The organism is Streptomyces sulfonofaciens (genome assembly GCF_014656295.1).
In the GTDB taxonomy this organism is placed as follows: Bacteria; Actinomycetota; Actinomycetes; order Streptomycetales; family Streptomycetaceae; genus Streptomyces; species Streptomyces sulfonofaciens.
In genome coordinates, this window is record NZ_BNCD01000038.1 from 13248 (window position 1) to 34704 (window position 21457).

A 21457-nucleotide genomic window follows, 5' to 3' on the forward strand; every position below is an offset into this window, starting at 1 on the left:
CCTAGGTGCGCACGGGTGTGCGGCGCCATAAGAGGCAGACGACACCAAGGAGGCGCACCATTTCCATGGAGAGCGCGGGGCGTGCGCCCCGGGCTCTCGGTCGCACATGGTCCTGGCCGCCGGTGGCCAAGGGACTCGGGACCGTACGCGCGTCCGATACGCGGACTGCCGAGGCGCCCGCCGGTGGGAGCCGGATACGGTGGGAAGACCATGAGCCCTTCACAGCCCCCGAATGCGACGGAAGCGGCGGCCGACGTCCCCACGCTGCTCGTCAAGATCTTCGGCAGGGACCGGCCGGGCATCACCGCCGGACTCTTCGACACCCTCGCCGCGTACTCCCTCGATGTGGTCGACATCGAGCAGGTCGTCACCCGTGGCCGCATGGTCCTGTGCGCACTGGTCACCCAGCCCGCCGCCGGGCTCGAAGGCGACCTGCGGGCCACCGTGCACGGCTGGGCGGAGTCCATGAAGATGGAGGCCGAGATCATCTCGGGCACCGGCGACAACCGCCCGCGTGGCGTCGGCCGCTCCCACGTCACCGTGCTCGGCCATCCGCTGACCTCCCGGTCGACCGCGGGGATCGCCGCGCGGATCACCGCGAGCGGCGGCAACATCGACCGGATCTTCCGACTGGCCAAGTACCCGGTGACCGCGGTCGAGTTCGCCGTGTCGGGCACGGAGACGGAAGCGCTGCGTACCGCGCTGGCGGTCGAGGCCGCCGCACTGGGTGTCGACGTGGCGGTGGTCGCCGCCGGTCTGCACCGCAGGGCGCAGCGTCTGGTCGTCATGGACGTCGACTCGACGCTCATCCAGGACGAGGTGATAGAGCTCTTCGCAGCCCACGCGGGCTGTGAGGACAAGGTCGCCGAGGTGACCGAGGCCGCGATGCGCGGCGAGCTGGACTTCGAACAATCCCTCCACGCGCGCGTGGCGCTGCTCGCCGGGCTCGACGTGTCCGTCGTGGAGAAGGTGCGCAGCGAGGTGCGGCTGACGCCGGGCGCCCGCACGCTGATCCGTACGCTCAAACGGCTCGGCTACCAGGTCGGCGTCGTCTCCGGGGGCTTCACCCAGGTCACGGACGACCTACGGGACCGGCTCGGACTGGACTTCGCGCAGGCCAACACGCTTGAGGTGCGTGACGGCAAGCTCACCGGCCGGGTCGTCGGCGAGGTCGTGGACCGGGCGGGCAAGGCACGGCTGCTGCGGCGGTTCGCCGCCGAGGCCGGGGTGCCGCTGGCCCAGACGGTGGCCATCGGCGACGGGGCCAACGATCTCGACATGCTCAACGCCGCCGGGCTCGGCGTCGCCTTCAACGCCAAGCCGGTGGTGCGCGAGGCCGCCTACACCGCGGTGAACGTGCCCTTCCTGGACACGGTGCTGTACCTGCTGGGGATCACCAGGGAAGAGGTCGAGACGGCGGACGCGGACGAGGGCTGAGCCGGCGGCTCGGCCCGGCCGGTGTTCTGAGCGGCCGGACGGCCGGGTGCTCCCGAACTGCCGGCCCGGCGGCTCGGGAGCACCGGGAGCACCGGGAGCACCGGGAGCACCGGGACGGGCGTACCGGCTGTAGGGGTCCGGGCGTCGCTGCCGACAGGCGAGACGCTGTCGCCCGTGTGCGAGCGCGGGGCGCAGGCGCGGGCACGCCGCCGGCGGGCGCGCCGTGGGCGGCATGGCCGCGGCGCCGGTCAGGATTCCTGCGGCCGGCCGGGGCGCGCCCGATGCGGAGGGGCCCGGCGGCTGGTCGGGGCGGGCCCGGATGCCGTCGAGGTCCGCTACGCCCCCGGGGCCCAGAATTCGGTGAGGGTGCCCACACCGGGCTCCAGCGACTTCCATGAGCCGGTGTGGGAGAGCACGGCGAACGCGGAGGTGGGGAAGCCTCGGTCGTTCATACGCGCGCGTGCGTCGTCCTCGTACTGGCCGGCGAGGATCTCCGCCAGGCCCTGCACTCCCGGGTTGTGACCGATCAGGATGATGCTGCGGACGTCCTCCAGGGTCTCGTTCAGTACGGAGATGAGCTCTCCGGGGGACGCCTCGTAGACCCGCTCCTCGTAGACCGTCTTCGGGCGGTGCGGAAGCTCGTGGACGGCCAGCTTCCAGGTCTCCCTGGTACGGACCGCGGTGGAGCAGAGAGCGAGGTCGAAGTCGATGCCCGTCTCGGCCAGCCTGCGGCCCGCGACGGGGGCGTCGTGGCGGCCCCGGTCGGCAAGGGGACGCTCGTGATCGGAAACCTGGGGCCAGTCGGCCTTCGCGTGCCGGAAGAGGACGATCGTGCGGGGTTCTGCGGCGCTCATGGGATCCAGCTTCGCACGAAACGCGCCACGGGGCGCAGGGAGTTGACGGCCGCTGCGGCGGTCGGGGCCGCTCAGGTGGCGGGATCCGGCGGCCTATGCCTGGTGCAGCACCGAGTGCTGGATGCTCTGCAGGACGCGCCCGAGTCCCGGGTCGCCGGTGGGGTGCGCACGGGAGGGATTGAGCATCATCAGCAGCAGGACGGCGAAGGAGAGCGTGGGGAGGGCGATGGCCCACCAAGGGAGGCGGACCTGGGCGCCACCCCTGTCAGCCAGGCGGGGCCGGGTGTGCGGGTGGGCCGGCATGCTGCCTCCGTGTCTTCGCGCTCTTCGCGGTTCGCCGCCGCGTTCACGGCGTACCTAGAAGCTATGGAGGCGGGACTCGTATTCCCATCCGGTGAGCCACCCACTTCACCCTGACCCAGGCCCCCTAGGGGATGGGGGGCCAGCCCCACCACCCGCCCGCCGGACCGCCCCGTTGAGGCGGCTGCCGAACGGCCGACGGGCACGCCGCCCCGCCGGCGGACGGCCTCTTGCGCCCGCCGGACGGACCCCGCGCCTCGGTACGCCTCAGGGTGCGGCGATGGCCGTCTCAGGGCGCGACGACGGAGGCGATGATCCCTACGACCACGGTGATGGCGAGCATGAGGCCCAGCACCGTCAGGAGCTTCTTCTGGCTGTTCTGGGGGTTCGGATCGAGCACAGGCATGGCGTAAGTCTCGCACCTCGGCGGACCACCGCCCTGCCGGGGTCCGCCGTGGGCCCGCCCGTCGCACCGGCTCCAGCGGTCGTCCCGCCCCTCCCCCGCGCCCCTTTCGCCACCGCGCCCGCCCCCTCACACCCCGCTCGGTACGCGCGTGTCCCGCTCGGTAGGGGCGCGCCACGCTCGACACGGGCTCGCCTCACGCGCGACACCGTCACGCGGCCCTGGGGCGCCCGTGCTCGGCCTCGATGGTGCGGTCCCGGCCCGCCAGGACGCCCACCAGGATCTGCGGCACCATGAGGCAGATCATCAGGGCGATCGGCAGCCCCCAGCCGCCGCTGTGCTGGTAGAGCACGCCCACCAGCAGCGGGCCCGGGATGGAGATCAGATAGCCGACGCTCTGGGCGAACGCCGAGAGCTGGGCGACTCCAGCGCCGGTCCTGGCGCGCATGCCGACCATGGTGAGGGCCAACGGGAACGCGCATCCGGAGAGGCCGAGCAGCACCGCCCAGAGCAGGGCGCCGCCCGCGGGGGCGAGGTAGAGCCCGACGTACCCGGCGAGACCGCACACGCCGAGAACCACCACGATGGGGCCCTGGTGCGGAAGGCGGGTGGCCATCCGGGGGATCACGAAGGCAAGCGGCACGGCTATCACCATGGTGAGGGCCAGCAGCAGGCCGGCGGTGCCCGCCGAGACCCCCGCGTCCCGGAAGATCTGCGGCATCCAGCCCATCGTGATGTAGGCGCTGGATGCCTGCAGGCCGAAGAAGACGCCGAGCGACCAGGCGATCCGGCTGCGGGTGATCCGCAGCCCGGCCCCGGCGTGCCCGTCGGGGGTGCGGGCCGCCGGGGGTCCCTCCTGGGCGGCGGGCCCGCGATCGTGCTCCTCAGGGGCGTGCGGCCGGGTGGCTCGGGGGCCGTCCTCGGCCCGGCCCGGGCCGCCGGCCGACTCGGGGAGGCCGCCGTCGCGATGGCGTACGAGGGGGATCCAGGAGAGCGCCGCGATGCCGGCGAGCCCGGCCCAGATCCCTAGCCCTGAACGCCACCCGCCGCCCAGGGCGTCGGTGACGGGGACGGTCACGGCGGCGGCCACCGAGGTGCCCAGGGACAGTGCCATGGAGTACAGCCCGGTCATGGATCCGACCCGGTCGGGGAACCAGCGCTTGACGATGACCGGCATCAGCACGTTGCTGACGGCGATGCCCATCAGGGCCAGTGCGCTGGCGGCCAGGAAGAGCGCCGTGCCGCCCGCGAAGGGCCGCAGTGCAAGGCCCGCGGTGACCGCCGCCATACCCGCGCACACCACGGCGCCGGGGCCGAAGCGGCGGGCCAGGCGGGGGGCCGTGATGCCGAAGACCGCGAAGCAGAGCGGCGGCACGGAGGTCAGCAGTCCAGCGACGCTGCCGCTCATGCCGAGGCTGTCCCTGACGTCCTGGAGGAGTGCGCCGAGGCTGGTGATGGCGGGCCGCAGGTTGAGCGCCGCCAGGACGATGCCCACGATCAGCAGCCGGGTCAGCCACGTGGGAGGCGCGGGCGGACGGTGCGGTGTGCCGGCGGGTATCGGCGCCTGTGCCGTCACACGGCTCTCACGGGTTTCCTCTGCTGCCATGCGGTCATCATAGAATCATGGGATGATTAGGCGTACCCGAGTGCGAAGCACCGTGCTGCCATGCCGCTGAGCCACCCCCGCCGATCGGCGCTGTCCGAGCAGGTCATCGCCGGGCTACGGGCCCAGATCGTCTCGGGCGAGTGGCCCGTGGGCTCGCGTATCCCCACCGAGCCGGAGCTGGTCGAGCAGCTCGGCGTGGCCCGCAACACGGTCCGTGAGGCGGTCCGTGCCCTGGCGCACAACGGCCTGCTGGACATCCGCCAGGGATCGGGCACCTATGTGATCGCCACCAGTGAGCTCGCGGGGGTGATGCACCGCAGGTTCGCCGGCGCCGACCCGCGGCACGTCGCCGAGCTGCGTGCCTCACTGGAGTCGAGCGCGGCCGAGCTGGCCGCCGAGCGGCGCACCGAGCGCGATCTCAAGCAGTTGGACGCGCTGCTGCTGCGCCGTGAGGAGGCGTGGGACTCGGGGGACGCGGAGGCGTTCGTGACGGCCGACACCACCTTCCACATGGCAGTGGTGGCGGCCTCGCACAACGACGTCATGACGGCGCTCTACGCCGATCTCGGGGAGGTGCTGCGGGAGTGGCTGCGCGGGGACGTGGGCCAGGTGCTCGCCCCGGAGACCCACATGGACCACGCTCCCCTGGTCGACGCGATCCGCACGGGCGACGCCAGGACCGCCGCGGCGCAGGCGGCCGGGTACCCGCTCCAGTGCCGCCCCGGCAGATGGCAGGCGCCCGGCACGGGACAGGGGGCTTCGGAGGGCTGACAGGGTGCGCGCACGGTGCGCCGGAGGGCCGTGTCCGCATCGGGGGAGGACCACGCCCGCGTTGCGGGAGGGCCGTGTCCGGCAGCAGAACCCGGCAGGGGATCGCGCCCGCCCGGGCCGCTCGACCCGGGCGGGCGTGGACGCGCCTAGGCGCCGATCGCGTGCACGCCGCCGTCGACGTGGACGATCTCGCCCGTGGTCTTCGGGAACCAGTCCGACAGCAGTGCCACGATGCCGCGGGCGGCGGGCTCCGGGTCGCTCAGCTCCCACTCCAGGGGCGCGCGGTGGTCCCATACGGAGGCCAGCTCCGTGAAGCCGGGGATCGACTTCGCGGCCATCGAGCCGATCGGTCCGGCCGAGACCAGGTTGCAGCGGATGTTCTGCTTGCCCAGTTCACGGGCCATGTAGCGGTTGGTGGCCTCCAGGGCCGCCTTGGCCGGGCCCATCCAGTCGTACTGCGGCCAGGCGTAGCGCGCGTCGAAGGTGAGGCCGACGACGGAGCCGCCGTCCTGCATCAGCGGCAGGCAGGCCATGGTCAGCGACTTCAGGGAGTACGCCGAGACGTGCATGGCGGTGGCGACGGACTCGAAGGAGGTGTTGAGGAAGTTGCCGCCGAGGGCGTCCTGCGGGGCGAAGGCGACGGAGTGGACGACGCCGTCCAGACCGCCCAGCTCCGCGTGGACCGCCTCCTCCAGCCCTGCCAGGTGCTCCTCGTTGGTGACGTCCACCTCGATGACCTTGGCGGGCCCGGGCAGCTTCTTGGCGATGCGCTGGGTCAGGGTGGGCCGGGGGAACGCGGTCAGGATGATCTCGGCGCCCTGCTCCTGGCAGAGCTTGGCGACATGGAAGGCGATGGACGACTCCATGAGCACCCCGGTGATCAGGATGCGCTTGCCGTCGAGGATTCCACTCATGGTCTTCAGTGCCCCATGCCCAATCCGCCGTCAACCGGAATGACGGCTCCAGTGATGTACGACGCCTCGTCCGAGGCAAGGAACCGCACGGCGGCGGCGATCTCCGAGGGCTGCGCGTAGCGGCCGAGCGGCACGGCGGAGACGATGTTCTCGCGCTGCTCCTCGGTGAGGACGCGCGTCATGTCGGTGTCCACGAACCCCGGCGCCACCACGTTGAAGGTGATGTTCCGCGAGCCCAGCTCGCGGGCGAGGGAGCGCGCGAAGCCCACCAGACCGGCCTTCGAGGCGGCGTAGTTCGCCTGGCCCGCGGAGCCGTACAGGCCCACCACGGACGAGATCAGCACGACACGGCCCTTCTTGGCGCGCAGCATGGCGCGGTTGGCGCGCTTGACGACGCGGAAGGTGCCGGTGAGGTTGGTGTCGAGGACCGAGGTGAAGTCCTCCTCGGACATCCGCATCAGTAGCTGGTCCTTGGTGACCCCGGCGTTGGCGACGAGGACCTCGACGGGGCCCTGTTCCGCCTCGATCTCCTTGTACGCCTGCTCGACCTGCTCGGTGTCGGTGATGTCGCACCGCACGGCGAAGAAGCCCTCCGGCGGCTCTCCCGAGCGGTACGTGATCGCGACCTTGTCGCCCGCCTCGGCGAACGCATGGGCAATGGCCAGGCCGATGCCCCGGTTACCTCCAGTGACGAGAACCGAGCGGCTCAACGGATCACCCTTTCCCTCTGCGGTCTGGTACACCAAAAACTTATCCGCCGCCGGCGCCCTCCGGAGAATCCGCGCCCCACAGTGGCTCGGTGACATGACTGTCGGGTCCCTACATATAAGGGTGCCGCCGCGGCTCGCAGAGGGGCACGAAGGCGCCGGGGCAGACCACCCGGGTCCGTCGGGCAGCGCCACGGACACACCGGCCGGGCAGGGGGCACGGCTCGTCGGGGTCGCACAAATCCAGCCACGCGCGCTTCGCTGACTACGCGCGCCGCCATGGCCGTGCGCGCGCTGTCACGGTCGCCGTGGCGCCGTGGCGAGCACGGTCACGCTGTCGACGCAGGGTTATCCACAGCCCCCGCACGGCTCTCCGCATCGTGATTGACTTCCGCGTGGCCGCACCACCACGAAGCCATGTGAACAGGAGGCCGCTCGTGGCCCATGAGATCGATCAGTCGTTCCTGGCGCTCCCGCTGCGGGCTCTCGCCGACGCGGCGCTGGCCCGTGCACGTGCCCTGGGCGCGCAGCACGCCGACTTCCGTTTCGAGCGCGTGCGCAGTGCCTCGTGGCGGTTGCGTGACGCCAAGCCCGCCGGTTCCTCGGACACCACCGACCTCGGATACGCGGTCCGTGTGGTGCACGCCGGCACCTGGGGCTTCGCGGCGGGCGTGGACCTGACGACGGACGCAGCGGCCCAGGTGGCCGAGCAGGCCGTGGCCGTGGCGAAGCTGTCCGCGAAGGTGATCGAGGCGGCCGGGGCCGAGGCCGACGTCTCGCTCGCCGACGAGCCGGTGCACGCCGAGAAGACCTGGGTCTCCGCGTACGAGAAGGACCCCTTCTCCGTCCCCGACGAGGAGAAGAGCGCCCTGCTGGCCGACTGGAGCGCGCGCCTGCTGCGCGCCGAGGGCGTGGACCATGTCGACGCCACCCTCCTCACGGTCCATGAGAACAAGTTCTACGCGGACACCGCGGGCACCGTCACCACCCAGCAGCGGGTGCGTCTGCACCCGCAGCTCACGGCGGTGGCGGTGGACGCGTCGAGCGGCGAGTTCGACTCGATGCGCACCCTGGCGCCTCCGGTGGGGCGCGGCTGGGAGTACCTGACCGGCACCGGCTGGGACTGGGACGGCGAGCTGGCCGAGATCCCGGAGCTCCTCGCCGAGAAGATGCGTGCCCCCAGCGTGTCGGCGGGCGCGTACGACCTGGTGGTGGACCCGTCCAACCTCTGGCTGACCATCCACGAGTCGATCGGCCACGCCACCGAGCTGGACCGCGCACTCGGCTACGAGGCCGCCTACGCGGGCACCTCCTTCGCCACCTTCGACAAGCTCGGCACGCTCAGGTACGGCTCCGAGATCATGAACGTGACCGGCGACAGGACCGCCGAGCACGGCCTCGCCACCATCGGGTACGACGACGAGGGCGTGGCCGCGCAGTCCTGGGACCTGGTCAAGGACGGCACCCTGGTCGGCTACCAGCTCGACCGCCGCATCGCCAGGCTCACCGGCTTCGACCGGTCGAACGGCTGCGCCTACGCCGACTCCCCGGAGCACGTCCCGGTGCAGCGCATGGCGAACGTCTCCCTCCAGCCGGACCCCGGCGGCCTCTCGACGGAGGACCTGATCGGAAGCGTGGACCGCGGCATCTACGTGGTCGGCGACCGCTCCTGGTCGATCGACATGCAGCGGTACAACTTCCAGTTCACCGGCCAGCGGTTCTTCCGCATCGAGAAGGGCCGACTCGCCGGCCAGTTGCGCGACGTCGCCTACCAGGCGACGACGACCGACTTCTGGGGCTCGATGACCGCGGTGGGCGGCCCCCAGACCTATGTGCTGGGCGGGGCCTTCAACTGCGGGAAGGCCCAGCCGGGCCAGGTCGCGGCGGTCTCGCACGGCTGCCCGTCCGCCCTGTTCCGTGGCGTGAACATCCTCAATACGACGCAGGAGGCCGGTCGATGACCCCCACGCACACCCCCCGCGCGAACAAGCCGTACGAGGTCGTCGAGCGCGCCCTGGAGCTGTCCCGGGCCGACGGCTGCGTGGTGATCGCGGACGAGCACTCCTCGGCGAACCTCCGCTGGGCGGGCAATGTCCTGACCACCAACGGCGTCACCCGCGGCCGTACGCTCACGGTGATCGCCACCGTGGACGGCGCCCAGGGCACGTCCTCCGGTGTGGTGTCCCGCTCGGCCGTCACCGCGGACGATCTCGAACCGCTGGTCCGTGCCGCCGAGGCCGCCGCCCGCGGCGCAGGACCCGCCGAGGACGCCCAGCCGCTGGTCTCCGGGGCCGACCCGTCCCCCGACTTCACGGACGATCCGGCCGAGACGTCCTCCAGCGTCTTCGCGGAGTTCGCGCCCGCGCTCGGCGAGTCCTTCGCCCGGGCCCGCGCGGGCGGCCGCGAGCTGTACGGGTTCGCCCACCACGAGATCGTCTCCAGCTACCTGGGCACGTCGACGGGCCTCAGGCTGCGGCACGACCAGCCGACCGGCACCCTGGAGCTGAACGCGAAGTCCCCTGACTTCGGGCGCTCGGCATGGGCGGGCCGTGCCACCCGCGACTTCAAGGACGTCGACCCCGCCGCGCTCGACGCGGACCTCGCGCAGCGCCTGCGCTGGGCCGAGCGCCCCGTCGAACTGCCCGCCGGCCGGTACCAGACGCTGCTGCCGCCCACCGCTGTCGCGGACCTGCTGATCTACCAGTTGTGGTCGTCCTCGGCCCGGGACGCCGCAGAGGGGCGCACGGTCTTCTCCAAACCGGGCGGCGGTACCCGCCTCGGCGAGCGGCTCGCCGAGCTGCCGCTCACGCTGCGCAGCGACCCGCACGAGCCGGGCCTGGAGTCGGCACCCTTCGTACTGGCGCACTCCTCGGGCGAGGACACATCGGTGTTCGACAACGGCCTGCCCCTGTCGAACACGGAGTGGGTGCGCCGGGGCGAGCTGGCGCATCTGCTCACCACCCGGCACAGCGCGGGCCTGACGGGGCTGCCGGTCGCCCCCGCCGTCGACAATCTGGTGCTGGAGGGCGGCACGGACCGCTCCCTGGACGAGATGGTCGCGGCGACCACCGGGCGCGCCCTGCTGCTGACCTGCCTGTGGTACATCCGCGAGGTCGACCCCGCGACACTCCTGCTGACCGGTCTCACCAGGGACGGTGTGTACCTCGTGGAGGACGGCGAGGTCATCGGCGCGGTAAACAATTTCAGGTTCAACGAGTCGCCGGTGGACGTGCTCGGGCGTGCGGTGGAGGCCGGGCGCACCGAGAAGACGCTGCCGCGCGAGTGGAGCGACTGGTTCACCAGGACCGCGATGCCGGCCCTGCGCGTGCCGGACTTCAACATGAGCTCGGTCAGCAAGGGCGTGTGACCTTCTCCGGGCCTCATAGACTGGCTGGGGCCCGGAGCATCGCGGGCACCGCACCTGATGTATGGACGACGGGGCCGGTTCCGCCCGGGATGCGGACCGCCCGTTTCACCTGATGAAGGAGACACAGGACCGTGACGGACATCGTCGACGAGCTGAAGTGGCGGGGGCTGTTCGCCCTCTCCACGGACGAGGACGCATTGCGCAAGGCGCTCGCGGGCGGTCCCCTCACGTTCTATTGCGGCTTCGACCCCACGGCGCCCAGTCTGCATGTGGGCCATCTGGTGCAGGTGCTCACCGTCCGCCGGCTCCAGCAGGCCGGGCACCGGCCGCTGGCGCTGGTCGGCGGGGCCACCGGCCTGATCGGCGACCCTCGCCCCACCGCGGAGCGCACGCTGAACCCGCCGGAGACGGTCGCGGGCTGGGTGGACAAGCTGCGCCACCAGATCGAGCCGTTCCTCTCCTTCGAGGGGGAGAACGCCGCGCGGATGGTGAACAACCTGGACTGGACGGCCGGCCTCACTGCGATCGAGTTCCTGCGGGACATCGGCAAGCACTTCCGCGTCAACAAGATGCTCACCAAGGACTCCGTGGCCCGCCGGCTGGAGTCCGACCAGGGCATCAGCTACACGGAGTTCAGCTACCAGATCCTCCAGGGCATGGACTTCCTCCAGCTCTACCGGCGCTACGGCTGCGTCCTCCAGCAGGGCGGCAGCGACCAGTGGGGCAACCTCACCGCGGGGCTGGACCTGATCCACCGGCTGGAGCCCGGCGCCGAGGTGCATGCGCTGGCGACCCCGCTGATGACCAAGGCGGACGGCACCAAGTTCGGCAAGACCGAGGGCGGGGCCGTCTGGCTGGACCCGGAGATGACCACGCCGTACGCGTTCTACCAGTTCTGGCTGAACGTCGACGACCGGGACATCTCCGCCTACCAGCGCATCCTCAGCTTCAAGGGCCGTGCCGAGTTGGAGGAGCTGGAGCGGCAGACGCAGGAGCGTCCGCAGGCGCGTGCGGCGCAGCGGTCGCTGGCCGAGGAGCTGACGACACTGGTGCACGGCCCGCAGCAGTGCGCGGCGGTGATCGCCGCGTCGAAGGCGCTGTTCGGGCAGGGCGACCTGGCCGCTCTGGACGAGTCGACGCTGTCCGCGGCGCTCGCGGAGGTGCCGCACACCCGGGTGTCCACGCTCGGCCCGGTGGTGGACCTGCTCGCCGAGGTGGGCCTAGCGCCCAGCAAGTCCGCCGCCCGCCGCACGATCAAGGAGGGCGGGGCGTACGTGAACAACACCAAGGTCACCGCCGAGGAGCACGTCCCCGGTTCCGGGGACCTGCTGCACGGCAGGTGGCTGCTGCTGCGCCGCGGCAAGCGGAACCTGGCGGCGGTCGAGGTCGTCGGTGGCTGACTGACGCGGGAGGGGCGGGCGCAGGCTGCGTCCGCCCTCCTCCTCTTCCCCCACCCGCTCCCGCGGCCTTCGGCTGCCCCGGCGGGCGCCCGGAATCAGTCCGGGGCGGGCGGCGCGGGCCTGACTGTGCCACACGGAACCGGCCTGACGGGGCCCCGGCGGCCCGTTCTGCGCATGTGCCGGGCGGCAGGTCCGGCCATCCGTGCGACGCCGCGCGGGATCGGCGTAACAAGAGCGGGCTGGACTCGAAGGCCCCCTGCCCCCGGCGTACGGTAGGCAGTGAACGGACCTCGGGCCGGACGGGTCCGCGTCGAGTGCGAGTGGACGGCGTCCGGCAGACGTCGAGGTGTCCCCAGCCCGTTCCGGGCGCGGGGAAAGGTGGTGGAGTGATGCGGAAGCAGCGCAAGGCCGAGGTCTTCCGAATCACAGGGGCCCGGCAGGGACTGAACGACGACGTCCGCGGCAGGCAGCGGCGGTACGTGATCTCGATGGTCGTCCGGACCATCTCGGTCATCCTCGCGATCACCCTGTGGAACGTGGCGCAGCCCGTCGCCATCGTGGCCCTGGTCCTCGGTTTCATCCTGCCCTACATCGCGGTGGTGATCGCGAACGCCGGCCGGGAGAACGCACCGTCGCAGCCGCCGACGTTCGTGCCGACCCCCTCGCGCCCGATGCTGACGGACCGTGCACAGCGCCCGGCCGCGGAGCAGGCGGCGCACCGGCCACCGTCCTCGGAGGCGGCCGCCCCATCGGGCCCGGAGGGCTCCGGAGTGCCCACAGCGCCCTCCCCGGACTCCGGTAGCGCCACCACGGCCACCCCCGATCCCTCCGGGTCTGCACCCCAAGACCACACCTGACCACGGACGATGACAGAACGACTGACCAAGCTCAAGAAAAGCTCAGATCAATCATGCTGTTCCGGTGCCGGGCGGCGGGTCCCGCGTGACATACTTCGATAGCGCTCCGCATCCCCCGTCGGAGCGACGGACCGACGCCGGGCAGCTCCCCCCGTGGCTGCTCGGCGTCGCCTTTTGCCGGCCCCTCCCCCGCTGCCGTTCCGGTGCTCCCATCCCGTCGAGCCCCGTGGCGGCCGCCGGGCTTCGCGGTGGTGCAGCCCCCGTCGGCACTCGGCGGCGACGTCCTGGTGAGATGTACGGGTGAGTGACGAAACACCGATCTGTTCCGCGAAGGGCTGCCGTGCGGCCGCCGTCTGGGTACTCGCCTGGAACAATCCGAAGATCCATCAGCCCGAACGCCGCAAGACCTGGCTGGCCTGCGAGGAGCACCGTGAGCACCTCTCGCAGTTCCTCGGCGTGCGGGGGTTTTTGAAGGACGTGGTGCCGTTCGCCGAGTGGCGGGAGCGGGAGGAGGCCGAGGGGCCTTCCGAAGACTCCGGTGGGGGTGCACCGGCCGGGGACTGAGCGGCTGCGGCGCGCCCACGACGGGACCCTTCGTGATCAGTTCATGCCACTGGGCGGCCGACTCCCCGGGGTCGGGCCGCCCAGTGGGGCGAGTTCCCGCGGCCGGGCCGCGGTCGGCGCGGCCCCTGTGCACGGTGCGCAGGGGCTCTGCCTCCTCAGCGGCCGGTCAGCCGCCGATCGCCGACATCGGGCGGTCCGGCTGGAGGAACGTGGGGTCGTCCAGACCGGAGCCAGCCTTCTTGCCCCACATCGCAAGCCGCCACAGCCGGGCCACCTCGTCGTCCGAGCCGGGCCCGTCGCCCTCGCCCGCCGTACCGGACCGCAGGGCGGCCCGCAGGTCCGTCTCCTCCGTGGCGAACAGGCAGGTGCGGACCTGGCCGTCCGCCGTCAACCGCGTACGGTCGCAGGCGGCACAGAACGGGCGGGTCACCGAGGCGATGACCCCGACCCGGTAGGGCCCGCCGTCGACGAGCCAGCGTTCGGCCGGAGCGGAGCCGCGTTCTCCCGACGCCTCCGGCGCCAGCGTGAAACGGGTGCGCAGCGAAGTGAGGATGTCACCCGCGGTGATCATTCCGGAGCGGCGCCAGCCGTGCTGGGCGTCGAGCGGCATCTGCTCGATGAAGCGCAGCTCGTAGCCTTCGGCCATGGCCCACGCGAGGAGGTCGGGGGCCTCGTCGTCGTTCAGGCCGGGCATCAGGACGGCGTTCACCTTGACGGGGGTCAGGCCCGCCGACCTGGCGGCCTCCAGGCCGGCCAGTACGTCGTGGTGGCGGCTGCGCCGGGTGAGGGTCTTGAAGACGTCGGGGCGCAGGGTGTCCAGCGAGACGTTGACCCGGTCGAGGCCCGCGGCCTTCAGCGCGGCGGCGGTGCGTGCGAGGCCGATGCCGTTGGTGGTCAGGGACATCCTGGGACGGGGCGTGAGCGCGGCGACGCGTTCGACGATGCCGGTCAGGCCGGGGCGGAGCAGGGGCTCGCCGCCGGTGAAACGGACCTCGGTGACGCCGAGTCGGGTGACGGCTATCCCGACGAGCCGGACGATCTCGTCATCGGTGAGCAGGTCCGGCTTGGCCAGCCACTGCAGGCCCTCCTCCGGCATGCAGTAGGTGCAGCGGAGGTTGCAGCGGTCGGTCAGTGAGACCCGCAGGTCGGTGGCCACTCGGCCGTAGGTGTCGATGAGCACGTGGGGCCCCCTCCCTGTTCAAGGTGTGTTACCGCGAGCGTACGCGAGAGTGGGCGGAATGTGGTGTGGCGGCTTCACCCACGACGGCCGGATCCGCGCCCCGGCCGCCGGTCGACCGGGCGGGCCGGGGCGCAATCGGGACGGGATCGGGCGCGCCCGGCCCGGGGCCCGCCCCCGGCCACCCTCCTCCGGGCACCCCCGCGGCGGCGCAACGGGGGTGCCCTGCACACGGAGTGCGTGCCCCGGCGTGAACTCCGGGGCACGCACGGGCCCGTGCGGTCGAATCCGGCTCAACCGGCTCGGAGCGGCTCGGACCGGCTCGGCACCGACGGGGCGGGCTCGACGCCGGCTCAGTGGGCGCCGGTGCCCGTGAGCGAGCGGACCTCCAGTTCCGCGTACTTGGCGGCGTCCGGTTCCTCCTTGGACAGGAGCGTGGCCAGCCAGCCGAGCAGGAAGCCGACGGGGATGGAGATGAGGCCGGGGTTCTCCAGCGGGAACCAGTGGAAGTCGGCGTCCGGGAACATCGAGGTCGCCTTGCCGGAGACGACCGGCGAGAACAGCACCAGGACGACCGCCGTGACCAGGCCGCCGTAGATGGACCACAGCGCGCCCTGGGTGGTGAAACGCTTCCAGAACAGGCTGTAGAGGATGGTGGGCAGGTTGGCGGAGGCGGCCACGGCGAAGGCGAGGGCCACCAGGCCCGCGACGTTCAGGTCACGCGAGAGCGCGCCGAGCGCGATGGAGACGATGCCGATGGCGACGGTCGCCCAACGTGCGGCCGCCACCTCCTGCTTCTCGGTCGCCCGGCCCTTCTTGACGACGTTCGCGTAGATGTCGTGGGCGAACGAGGACGACGAGGCGAGCGTGAGTCCCGCGACGACCGCCAGGATGGTGGCGAAGGCGACCGCCGAGATGACCGCGAGCAGGATCGCCCCCCAGGTGGAGCCCGTGCCCCCGACGTGCAGCGCGAGCAGCGGCGCGGCCGTGTTGCCCGCCGGGTTGGAGGCGACGATCTCCTTGGGTCCGACCAGAGCCGCGGCACCGAAGCCGAGCACGATCGTCATCAGGTAGAAGAGGCCGATGATGCCGATCGCCCAGTTCACCGACTTGCGGGCGGCCTTCGCCGTGGGCACCGTGTAGAACCGGATCAGGATGTGCGGCAGGCCCGCGGTGCCCAGCACCAGGGCGATGCCCAGCGAGATGAAGTCCAGCTTGGACGTGGCGGTGAGGCCGTACTTGAGCCCCGGCTCGAGGAACGCCGACCCCTTGCCGCTGTTGTCGGCCGCCTTGCCCAGCAGGTCCGAGATGTTGAAGTCGAACTTCAGCAGTACCAGGAAGGTGATCAGCACGGTGCCGCCGATGAGCAGCACCGCCTTGACCATCTGCACCCAGGTGGTGCCCTTCATACCGCCGATGGTGACGTAGACGACCATCAGCAGGCCGACCAGAGCGACGATGCCGATCTTTCCGCCGTCGCTGGTGATGCCGAGCAGCAGCGAGACGAGGACACCGGCACCGGCCATCTGGGCCAGCAGGTAGAAGATGGACACCACGATGGTGGAGACACCGGCGGCCGTGCGCACCGGGCGCTGGCGCATGCGGTAGGCGAGCACGTCGCCCATGGTGAAGCGGCCGGAGTTGCGCAGCGGCTCGGCCACCAGCAGCAGGGCCACCAGCCAGGCGACGAGGAAGCCGATGGAGTACAGGAAGCCGTCGTAGCCGGCCAGCGCGATGGCGCCCGCGATACCGAGGAAGGACGCGGCGGACATGTAGTCGCCGGAGACGGCGAGTCCGTTCTGGAAGGCGGTGAACTGCCGGCCGCCCGCGTAGAAGTCGACGGCGTTCCTGGTCTGCCGGCCGGCCCAGACGGTGATGCCGAGGGTGACGAGGACGATGACCACGAACAGCGAGATGATCAGCGCCCGGTGGTCGCTGACGTCCTCGGCTGCGAGCGGGGTGCCGGCCAGGCGGGCGCCGGCGGCGAGGGTGGTCGCGGGGCTCATGAGCCGTCCTCCAACCGGTTCTTGATGGCCTGGGCCTTCGGGTCGAGCCGGGTGGCGGCGTGGTGCGCGTACCACCAGGCGATGAGGAACGTGGTCAGGAACTGCGCGAGGCCGAACACCAGGGCGACGTTGATATTGCCGACGATCTTGGTGCCCATGAACGAGCCCGCGTAGTTGGACAGCAGGACGTACAGCAGGTACCAGAGGACGAAGGCGACGGTGAGCGGGAAGGCGAAGTTCCGGTGGGCCCGGCGCAGTTCGCCGAACTGCGGGCTCTGCTGGACCTCGGCGAACTCGGCGGCGGACGGCAGTGCGGCCCCCGCGGCTCGCGGGGCCGGCTCGCCCGGGGGGTTCTCCTGGGCCGGTGGCCCTGCGTCGGTGGTCATGGTGCCTCCTTGCGGGTGCGGGTGCGGGTGCGGGTGCGGGTGTCGGGTGGGGACTTCGGGAACCGGAGGGACTGAAGGAGCTGGTGGAGCTGGAGGAGCTGGAGGAGCTGGAGGAGCTGGAGGAGCTGGAGGAGCTGGAGGAGCTGGAGGAGCTGCGGAAACGACGGATACGACGGATACGAAGCGGCGGGAGCGGCGGCTCGGGTACGGACGCATGCGGTCCTGCCACGGGTCGCTGACCCCGTTCCTGCCCCCTGTTCAACGGCACGGCGGGGCCGAGGGCTCGGTTCAACCGGCCGGGTTTCTTTCGGAACTCGTTGCTGGCCAGCGAGTACAGGGATAACTTCACCTGAGTCATACGTCATGCGTCATGCAACTGCCCGAGCACCACCGTGTTCGGGCAGTTCCGCATCCTGCGGGCCCCGAGGTCGTGGCCCGCAGGCGCGGGCGTGGCGACCGCACTGCCCCGAGAAGTGGAGATCCCCCTTGCTCAGACAGGAGAACCCATGACCGCTCACCTGGCCCGTTCCCGCCGCACCATGGCCCTGCCCTTCGGCATCGCCCTGGCCTCGGCCCTCGCCTTCCTGCCGAACGTCACCGCGTCGGCGGCCGACGGCGCGGCCGGCGCCCCGGCCGTCCAGGGCCGGGCGGCCGCGGCCGCCGACGGCCCGGAGCTGAGCTATGTGGTCAACGTACGGCCCGGGCACGGCGCTTCCCGTGCCGTGCTGCGGGCGATATCCGACGCCGGCGGCAGCGTCGTCACGTCCTACGACCAGATAGGCGTGATCGTGGTGCACTCCGCGAACGCCGGCTTCGCCGAGGAGATACGCACCGTGCGCGGCGTCGAATCGGCGGGCGCCACCCGCACCGCGCCCCTGCCCGCCCAGTCCACCACCGACACCGGCAAGCCGACGCCGCTCACCGCGGCCCAGGTGAAGGCCGCGGCCGCACGGGCCGGAGCGGGCCAGGACCCGCTGGAGCCCCAGCAGTGGGACCTGCCGGCCATCAAGGCGGACAAGGCGCACGAGCTGACCCTGGGCAGCCGGCACGTCACGGTCGCCGTGATCGACACCGGAGTGGACGACACCCACCCGGACATCGCCCCGAACTTCAACCGCGCCGCCTCGGTGAACTGCGTCTCCGGCAAGCCGGACACCACCGACGGTGCCTGGCGGCCCGGCGCTGCGGAGAGCCCGCACGGCACCCATGTCGCCGGTGAGATCGCGGCGGCCAAGAACGGCATCGGGATGACGGGTGTGGCGCCGGGCGTGCGGGTGGCCGGCATCAAGGTCGCCACCACGGAGGGCTTCTTCTACACGGAGGCCGTCGTCTGCGGCTTCGTCTGGGCGGCGGAGCACCACGTGGACGTCACCAACAACAGCTACTACACGGACCCGTGGTACTTCAACTGCACGGACGACCCCGACCAGCGCGCGCTGGTCGACGCGGTCAGCCGGGCCTCGCAGTACGCGGAGCGCAAGGGCACGGTGAACGTCGCGGCCGCCGGCAACGAGTCGTACGACCTGGCCTCGGACTCGATCGTCGACCCGTCCAGCCCCAACGACACCAAGCCGGTCCCGCGGACCGTCGACCCGGCGGTCTGCAAGGACATCCCGACCCAACTGCCGGGCGTGGTGACGGTCGCCGCCACCGGCGCCAAGGGCATCAAGTCGTCGTTCTCCAACTACGGCCTGGGCACCATCGACATCGCGGCGCCCGGCGGCGACGCCACCGCCTTCCAGCCGCCCGCCCCGCCCGCCACCAACGGCTCGATCCTCGGCACGCTGCCGGGCGGCTCCTGGGGCTACATGTCCGGTACGTCCATGGCGACCCCGCATGTCGTGGGCGTTGCTGCGCTCATCAAGTCGACGCACCCGGGGGCCTCGCCGGCCCAGGTGAAGGCGCTGCTGTACAAGGGCGCTGACGCCACGCCGTGCACCGACCCGTACGACGTCGACGGCGACGGTCGGATCGACGCCGTGTGCGCCGCCGGCAACGGAAAGACCGGCTTCTACGGCGTGGGCATCGCGGACGCTCTGAACGCCGTACGGAAGTAGCGGCGGTACGCGCCTGACGGCGCGCGAGGGTACCGAGAGCGCTTGCGAGCGCTGAAGAGCGGCGGCCGTCCGGGGCCTGGTCCGTCCCGGGCGGCCGCCGCTTCGTCAGCCCGGACGCGGGCCCCCTCACCCGAACGGCGGCCTCCGACCGGGTTGCCGGTCATTCCGGTAAATGACCCGAGTTGCCCGGTCCGCACCCGCCGGTGAGGATCCCTGTGTGAGTTCGATACCACCTGTTGCCGAGACGAACGGCGAGACGAACGGCGAGGCGCACGGAGAGCCGGCCGGGAGCCGTGCGGCGGCACGGGGCGCGGCCGGCGGCCACGGCGCGCCCCCGCTCCTCGCGCATGACCGCGGAGGGGCCACGAACGCCTCAGGCCCCGCGGGCGCCGACGGCCCCTTCGGGTGGCGCCCCGAACCGCCCCGTGCGGGCCTGGGACGGTCAGCCGCCCTGATCGTCCTCCTCGCCCTCGCCGTGGCCGCCGTCCCGCTGCTGGGCCCGTCCGCGGCGCTGCACGGCACGGGCGAGGAGGCCGCGCCGGGTGTGCACGGCCTCGCGGCGCTGCGTGCGGTCCTCTTCGCGGCGCTGTGCGTACCGGTCGGGGAGGTGTTCGGGCGGTGGCTGGCGCACCGGGTGCCCGGCGCTCCGACCGCGCGGGCCCCGGCCTCCTGGGCCGGCTGCGCGGCGGCCACCGGGTTCCTGGCCGCGCTGTGCCTGGCCTCGGTGGCGTCGACCGGCAACCTGGTGCCGCACCGGCTGTCGGACGTCGACATCGGCGGGCTGTACCGGACCCGGGACGGCGTCCTCGCCCTCACTGAGGTCAACGCCTTCGTGCTGGCGGGGCTGTGGTCCCGGTCCCGGAGCACGCTGAGCCGGGCGCTGCCCGCGGCCGCGGTCATCGGCGCCGAGGCGTTCCGCGCCCATCTGGCGTGGGAGTCCGTGCCGCTGCTCGGCTACGGGCTGACCGGTGTCCATCTGACGTGTGCCGCGCTGTGGGCGGGCGGCCTCTGGCAGGTGCTGCGGACGGTACGGCTGTGGGGCGGGCCCGGCCCCTCCGGCCGGCCGGCCGCGCCCGGTGCCGTCGCCGCGCCCGGTGCCGTCGCCGCGGCCGCACTGCTGGGCCGGTACGCGCGCGCGGCGGCCGCGCTGCTCGCGGCGGTCACCCTCACCGGTGTGGTGAGCAGCCTCCGCCGTATGCCCTTCGACACCGTCCTCGGCCAACTGGTGACGACGGCCTACGGCCGGACGCTGCTGGCGAAGGTGCTGCTGGTGGCGGCGGCCGCGGCACTGGCCTGCGTCGCGCGGCTGCGGCTGCGGCGCGCACTGCGGCCCGGGGCCCGGCTGCCGGTCCGGATCCGGGGCCGGCCGGGCGCCGGGGACCACCACGACCCCCTCACCGCCTGCGCACCGGCCCGTGCCGAGGTGGTGCTGCTCGGTGTGGTGGTCGTGGTCTCGGCCCTGCTGACGGCTCTGCCGCTGCCGATCAGATGGTGAGCAGGGCCTCAGGCGCACGGCCCGCACGGTACGGCAGGCGCACGGCGGGCGCGGAACGGCGGACGCTCCGTCGGTCGGGTGCCGCCCGGACGGTCGCGTCCGGGCGGGTGGCGGCGGATGGCGGCGGCCGGTGCGGTCCGGCACGGCTCGGGACGGCGGGGAACGGCCGGTGAGTCAGGGCCGGTCCACCTGCCCCGCCCTGGACGACGGCCGCCGTGTTCGTACCCCGACGCCCGTCCCGCCGGTCACACGCCCGCGGCCCCCAGCAGCGATCCCACGGCATAGGTCACGGCCATCGCGAGGGCGCCGCCCGCCACGTTCCGCAGGATCGCCGGGCGGACCGCGGCCGCGCCGAGGCGGGCGCTCGTCCAGCCGGTGACCACCAGGGTGACGAGGACGCACACCACGGTGACGGGCAACCGCCACGCGGGCGACGGCAGGACGATCGCCAGCAGCGGCAGCAGCGCGCCCGCGGTGAAGGCGACGAAGCTGGCCCAGGCGGCGTGCCACGGGTTCGTCAGCTCGTCGGGGTCGATGCCGAGTTCCACGCTCGCGTGGGCGCGCAGCGCGTCGCGCTCGGTGAGCTGGAGCGCGGCCTGCCGGGCCACCTCGCGGTCCAGACCGCGCTCCTGGAGCAGCCCCGTCAGCTCCTCCAGCTCCTCCTCGGGCTGTTCGCGCAGCTCGCGCCGTTCCATCGCGAGTGCGGCCTTCTCGGTGTCCCGCTGGGTGGACACCGAGACGTACTCGCCCGTCGCCATGGACATGGAGCCGGCGAGCAGCCCCGCGAGGCCCGCGGTCAGCAGGGTGCTGCGCGCATCGGTGGCTCCCGCGACTCCGACGACGAGGCCCGCGGTGGAGACCACGCCGTCGTTGGCGCCGAGCACGGCGGCCCGCAGCCAGTTGAGCCGCTCTCCCAGCGAGCCGCCGTGTTCCTCACGGTGCCCGTCGTCCGGTGCGGCCTTCGGACGCCCGCCGCCCTGCGGGTCGTTGTCGGATTGCTGATCACTCACCGGCACAGGGTCTCACCCCCCGATGAGGGGTCCGACACGGGCACGCCGCGCCGTGGACCGGGCCGGCGCCGCCCGCCGACGCACCGCGCGCCCGGCGCGACGCCCACCCGGCGCGGCGGCTGTGGGCCGGCCGGGGGCCCGCCCCC

General features: G+C 72.4%; 20 protein-coding genes. 10 read left to right on the forward strand and 10 right to left on the reverse strand.

The window, feature by feature from the left end; translation table 11 throughout:
• Nucleotides 1-210 precede the first annotated feature (210 nt).
• A complete protein-coding gene (gene serB, locus IE313_RS33355; protein WP_189938923.1) occupies nt 211-1437 on the forward strand; it encodes a phosphoserine phosphatase SerB in 1227 nt (408 codons plus the stop codon).
• A gap of 335 nt (nt 1438-1772) precedes the next feature.
• On the opposite strand, the gene IE313_RS33360 is transcribed toward serB, so the two are convergent.
• The 4 genes from IE313_RS33360 to IE313_RS33370 all read right to left on the reverse strand — a co-directional run bounded on the left by IE313_RS33360 (nt 1773) and on the right by IE313_RS33370 (nt 4600).
• Entirely contained in the window at nt 1773-2291 is a 519-nt protein-coding gene (locus IE313_RS33360) for a SixA phosphatase family protein (protein ID WP_189938925.1), read from the reverse strand.
• A 93-nt stretch (nt 2292-2384) separates the two neighbouring features.
• A complete protein-coding gene (locus IE313_RS33365; protein WP_189938927.1) occupies nt 2385-2594 on the reverse strand; it encodes a hypothetical protein in 210 nt (69 codons plus the stop codon).
• A 286-nt stretch (nt 2595-2880) separates the two neighbouring features.
• Entirely contained in the window at nt 2881-2997 is a 117-nt protein-coding gene (locus IE313_RS36110) for an SGM_5486 family transporter-associated protein (RefSeq protein WP_268256814.1), read from the reverse strand.
• Between the two features lie 208 nt (nt 2998-3205).
• Nucleotides 3206-4600: a CynX/NimT family MFS transporter gene (locus tag IE313_RS33370; protein ID WP_189938929.1), complete on the reverse strand. Its 1395-nt coding sequence runs from the start codon at nt 4598-4600 to the stop codon at nt 3206-3208.
• Between the two features lie 60 nt (nt 4601-4660).
• On the opposite strand from IE313_RS33370, the gene IE313_RS33375 reads away from it, so the two are divergent.
• On the forward strand, nt 4661-5371 hold the full coding sequence (locus tag IE313_RS33375) for a FadR/GntR family transcriptional regulator (protein ID WP_189938931.1): 711 nt from the start codon (nt 4661-4663) through the stop codon (nt 5369-5371).
• A 146-nt stretch (nt 5372-5517) separates the two neighbouring features.
• Here the strand turns inward: IE313_RS33375 and fabI are convergent, their stop codons facing one another.
• The gene (gene fabI / locus IE313_RS33380; protein ID WP_189938933.1) at nt 5518-6285 is read right to left on the reverse strand and encodes an enoyl-ACP reductase FabI; all 768 of its coding nucleotides are present in this window, start codon (nt 6283-6285) and stop codon (nt 5518-5520) included.
• A 5-nt stretch (nt 6286-6290) separates the two neighbouring features.
• Nucleotides 6291-6995 carry a 3-oxoacyl-[acyl-carrier-protein] reductase gene (gene fabG / locus IE313_RS33385; RefSeq protein ID WP_189938935.1) on the reverse strand — a complete coding sequence of 235 codons (705 nt, stop codon included), beginning with the start codon at nt 6993-6995 and terminating at the stop codon, nt 6291-6293.
• 434 nt (nt 6996-7429) lie between these two features.
• On the opposite strand from fabG, the gene IE313_RS33390 reads away from it, so the two are divergent.
• From IE313_RS33390 to IE313_RS33410, 5 genes are all read left to right on the forward strand, one after another.
• Nucleotides 7430-8953 carry a TldD/PmbA family protein gene (locus IE313_RS33390; protein WP_189938938.1) on the forward strand — a complete coding sequence of 508 codons (1524 nt, stop codon included), beginning with the start codon at nt 7430-7432 and terminating at the stop codon, nt 8951-8953.
• Nucleotides 8950-10359: a metallopeptidase TldD-related protein gene (locus tag IE313_RS33395; RefSeq protein ID WP_189938940.1), complete on the forward strand. Its 1410-nt coding sequence runs from the start codon at nt 8950-8952 to the stop codon at nt 10357-10359. Before IE313_RS33390 ends, IE313_RS33395 begins: the two co-directional genes overlap by 4 nt.
• A 131-nt stretch (nt 10360-10490) precedes the next feature.
• Nucleotides 10491-11759, forward strand: a complete 1269-nt coding sequence (tyrS, locus tag IE313_RS33400) for a tyrosine--tRNA ligase (RefSeq protein WP_189938942.1) — start codon at nt 10491-10493, stop codon at nt 11757-11759.
• A gap of 389 nt (nt 11760-12148) precedes the next feature.
• Nucleotides 12149-12616, forward strand: a complete 468-nt coding sequence (locus IE313_RS33405) for a DUF3099 domain-containing protein (protein WP_189938944.1) — start codon at nt 12149-12151, stop codon at nt 12614-12616.
• A 300-nt stretch (nt 12617-12916) separates the two neighbouring features.
• Entirely contained in the window at nt 12917-13180 is a 264-nt protein-coding gene (locus IE313_RS33410; protein WP_189938946.1) for a hypothetical protein, read from the forward strand.
• Nucleotides 13181-13346: 166 nt separating this feature from the next.
• On the opposite strand, the gene moaA is transcribed toward IE313_RS33410, so the two are convergent.
• The 3 genes from moaA to IE313_RS33425 form a co-directional block, all read right to left on the reverse strand.
• The gene (gene moaA, locus IE313_RS33415; protein WP_189938948.1) at nt 13347-14360 is read right to left on the reverse strand and encodes a GTP 3',8-cyclase MoaA; all 1014 of its coding nucleotides are present in this window, start codon (nt 14358-14360) and stop codon (nt 13347-13349) included.
• Nucleotides 14361-14710: 350 nt separating this feature from the next.
• A complete protein-coding gene (locus tag IE313_RS33420; protein ID WP_189938950.1) occupies nt 14711-16363 on the reverse strand; it encodes a monocarboxylic acid transporter in 1653 nt (550 codons plus the stop codon).
• Nucleotides 16360-16749, reverse strand: a complete 390-nt coding sequence (locus IE313_RS33425; RefSeq protein WP_189938953.1) for a DUF485 domain-containing protein — start codon at nt 16747-16749, stop codon at nt 16360-16362. The genes IE313_RS33420 and IE313_RS33425 overlap by 4 nt, the downstream gene beginning before the upstream one ends.
• Before the next feature lie 83 nt (nt 16750-16832).
• Between IE313_RS33425 and IE313_RS33430 the strand changes: the two genes are divergently transcribed.
• The 3 genes from IE313_RS33430 to IE313_RS33440 all read left to right on the forward strand — a co-directional run bounded on the left by IE313_RS33430 (nt 16833) and on the right by IE313_RS33440 (nt 20301).
• On the forward strand, nt 16833-16988 hold the full coding sequence (locus IE313_RS33430; RefSeq protein ID WP_189938955.1) for a hypothetical protein: 156 nt from the start codon (nt 16833-16835) through the stop codon (nt 16986-16988).
• 267 nt (nt 16989-17255) lie between these two features.
• Nucleotides 17256-18806: a S8 family peptidase gene (locus tag IE313_RS33435; protein ID WP_189938957.1), complete on the forward strand. Its 1551-nt coding sequence runs from the start codon at nt 17256-17258 to the stop codon at nt 18804-18806.
• Between the two features lie 433 nt (nt 18807-19239).
• Complete coding sequence (locus tag IE313_RS33440; protein WP_229925162.1) at nt 19240-20301, forward strand: CopD family protein; 1062 nt, start codon at nt 19240-19242, stop codon at nt 20299-20301.
• A gap of 245 nt (nt 20302-20546) precedes the next feature.
• Here IE313_RS33440 and IE313_RS33445 read toward each other — a convergent pair whose 3' ends face one another.
• Nucleotides 20547-21218: a VIT1/CCC1 transporter family protein gene (locus tag IE313_RS33445; protein ID WP_229925163.1), complete on the reverse strand. Its 672-nt coding sequence runs from the start codon at nt 21216-21218 to the stop codon at nt 20547-20549.
• Nucleotides 21219-21457: the final 239 nt, after the last annotated feature.

What these genes read in the sequence shown, in the direction of transcription:
- serB (WP_189938923.1), top strand. Translation starts at nt 211, where the DNA reads ATGAGCCCTTCACAGCCCCCGAATGCGACGGAAGCGGCGGCCGACGTC.
- IE313_RS33360 (WP_189938925.1), bottom strand. Translation starts at nt 2,291, where the DNA reads ATGAGCGCCGCAGAACCCCGCACGATCGTCCTCTTCCGGCACGCGAAG.
- IE313_RS33365 (WP_189938927.1), bottom strand. Translation starts at nt 2,594, where the DNA reads ATGCCGGCCCACCCGCACACCCGGCCCCGCCTGGCTGACAGGGGTGGC.
- IE313_RS36110 (WP_268256814.1), bottom strand. Translation starts at nt 2,997, where the DNA reads ATGCCTGTGCTCGATCCGAACCCCCAGAACAGCCAGAAGAAGCTCCTG.
- IE313_RS33370 (WP_189938929.1), bottom strand. Translation starts at nt 4,600, where the DNA reads ATGGCAGCAGAGGAAACCCGTGAGAGCCGTGTGACGGCACAGGCGCCG.
- IE313_RS33375 (WP_189938931.1), top strand. Translation starts at nt 4,661, where the DNA reads ATGCCGCTGAGCCACCCCCGCCGATCGGCGCTGTCCGAGCAGGTCATC.
- fabI (WP_189938933.1), bottom strand. Translation starts at nt 6,285, where the DNA reads ATGAGTGGAATCCTCGACGGCAAGCGCATCCTGATCACCGGGGTGCTC.
- IE313_RS33395 (WP_189938940.1), top strand. Translation starts at nt 8,950, where the DNA reads ATGACCCCCACGCACACCCCCCGCGCGAACAAGCCGTACGAGGTCGTC.
- IE313_RS33405 (WP_189938944.1), top strand. Translation starts at nt 12,149, where the DNA reads ATGCGGAAGCAGCGCAAGGCCGAGGTCTTCCGAATCACAGGGGCCCGG.
- IE313_RS33420 (WP_189938950.1), bottom strand. Translation starts at nt 16,363, where the DNA reads ATGAGCCCCGCGACCACCCTCGCCGCCGGCGCCCGCCTGGCCGGCACC.
- IE313_RS33425 (WP_189938953.1), bottom strand. Translation starts at nt 16,749, where the DNA reads ATGACCACCGACGCAGGGCCACCGGCCCAGGAGAACCCCCCGGGCGAG.
- IE313_RS33435 (WP_189938957.1), top strand. Translation starts at nt 17,256, where the DNA reads ATGACCGCTCACCTGGCCCGTTCCCGCCGCACCATGGCCCTGCCCTTC.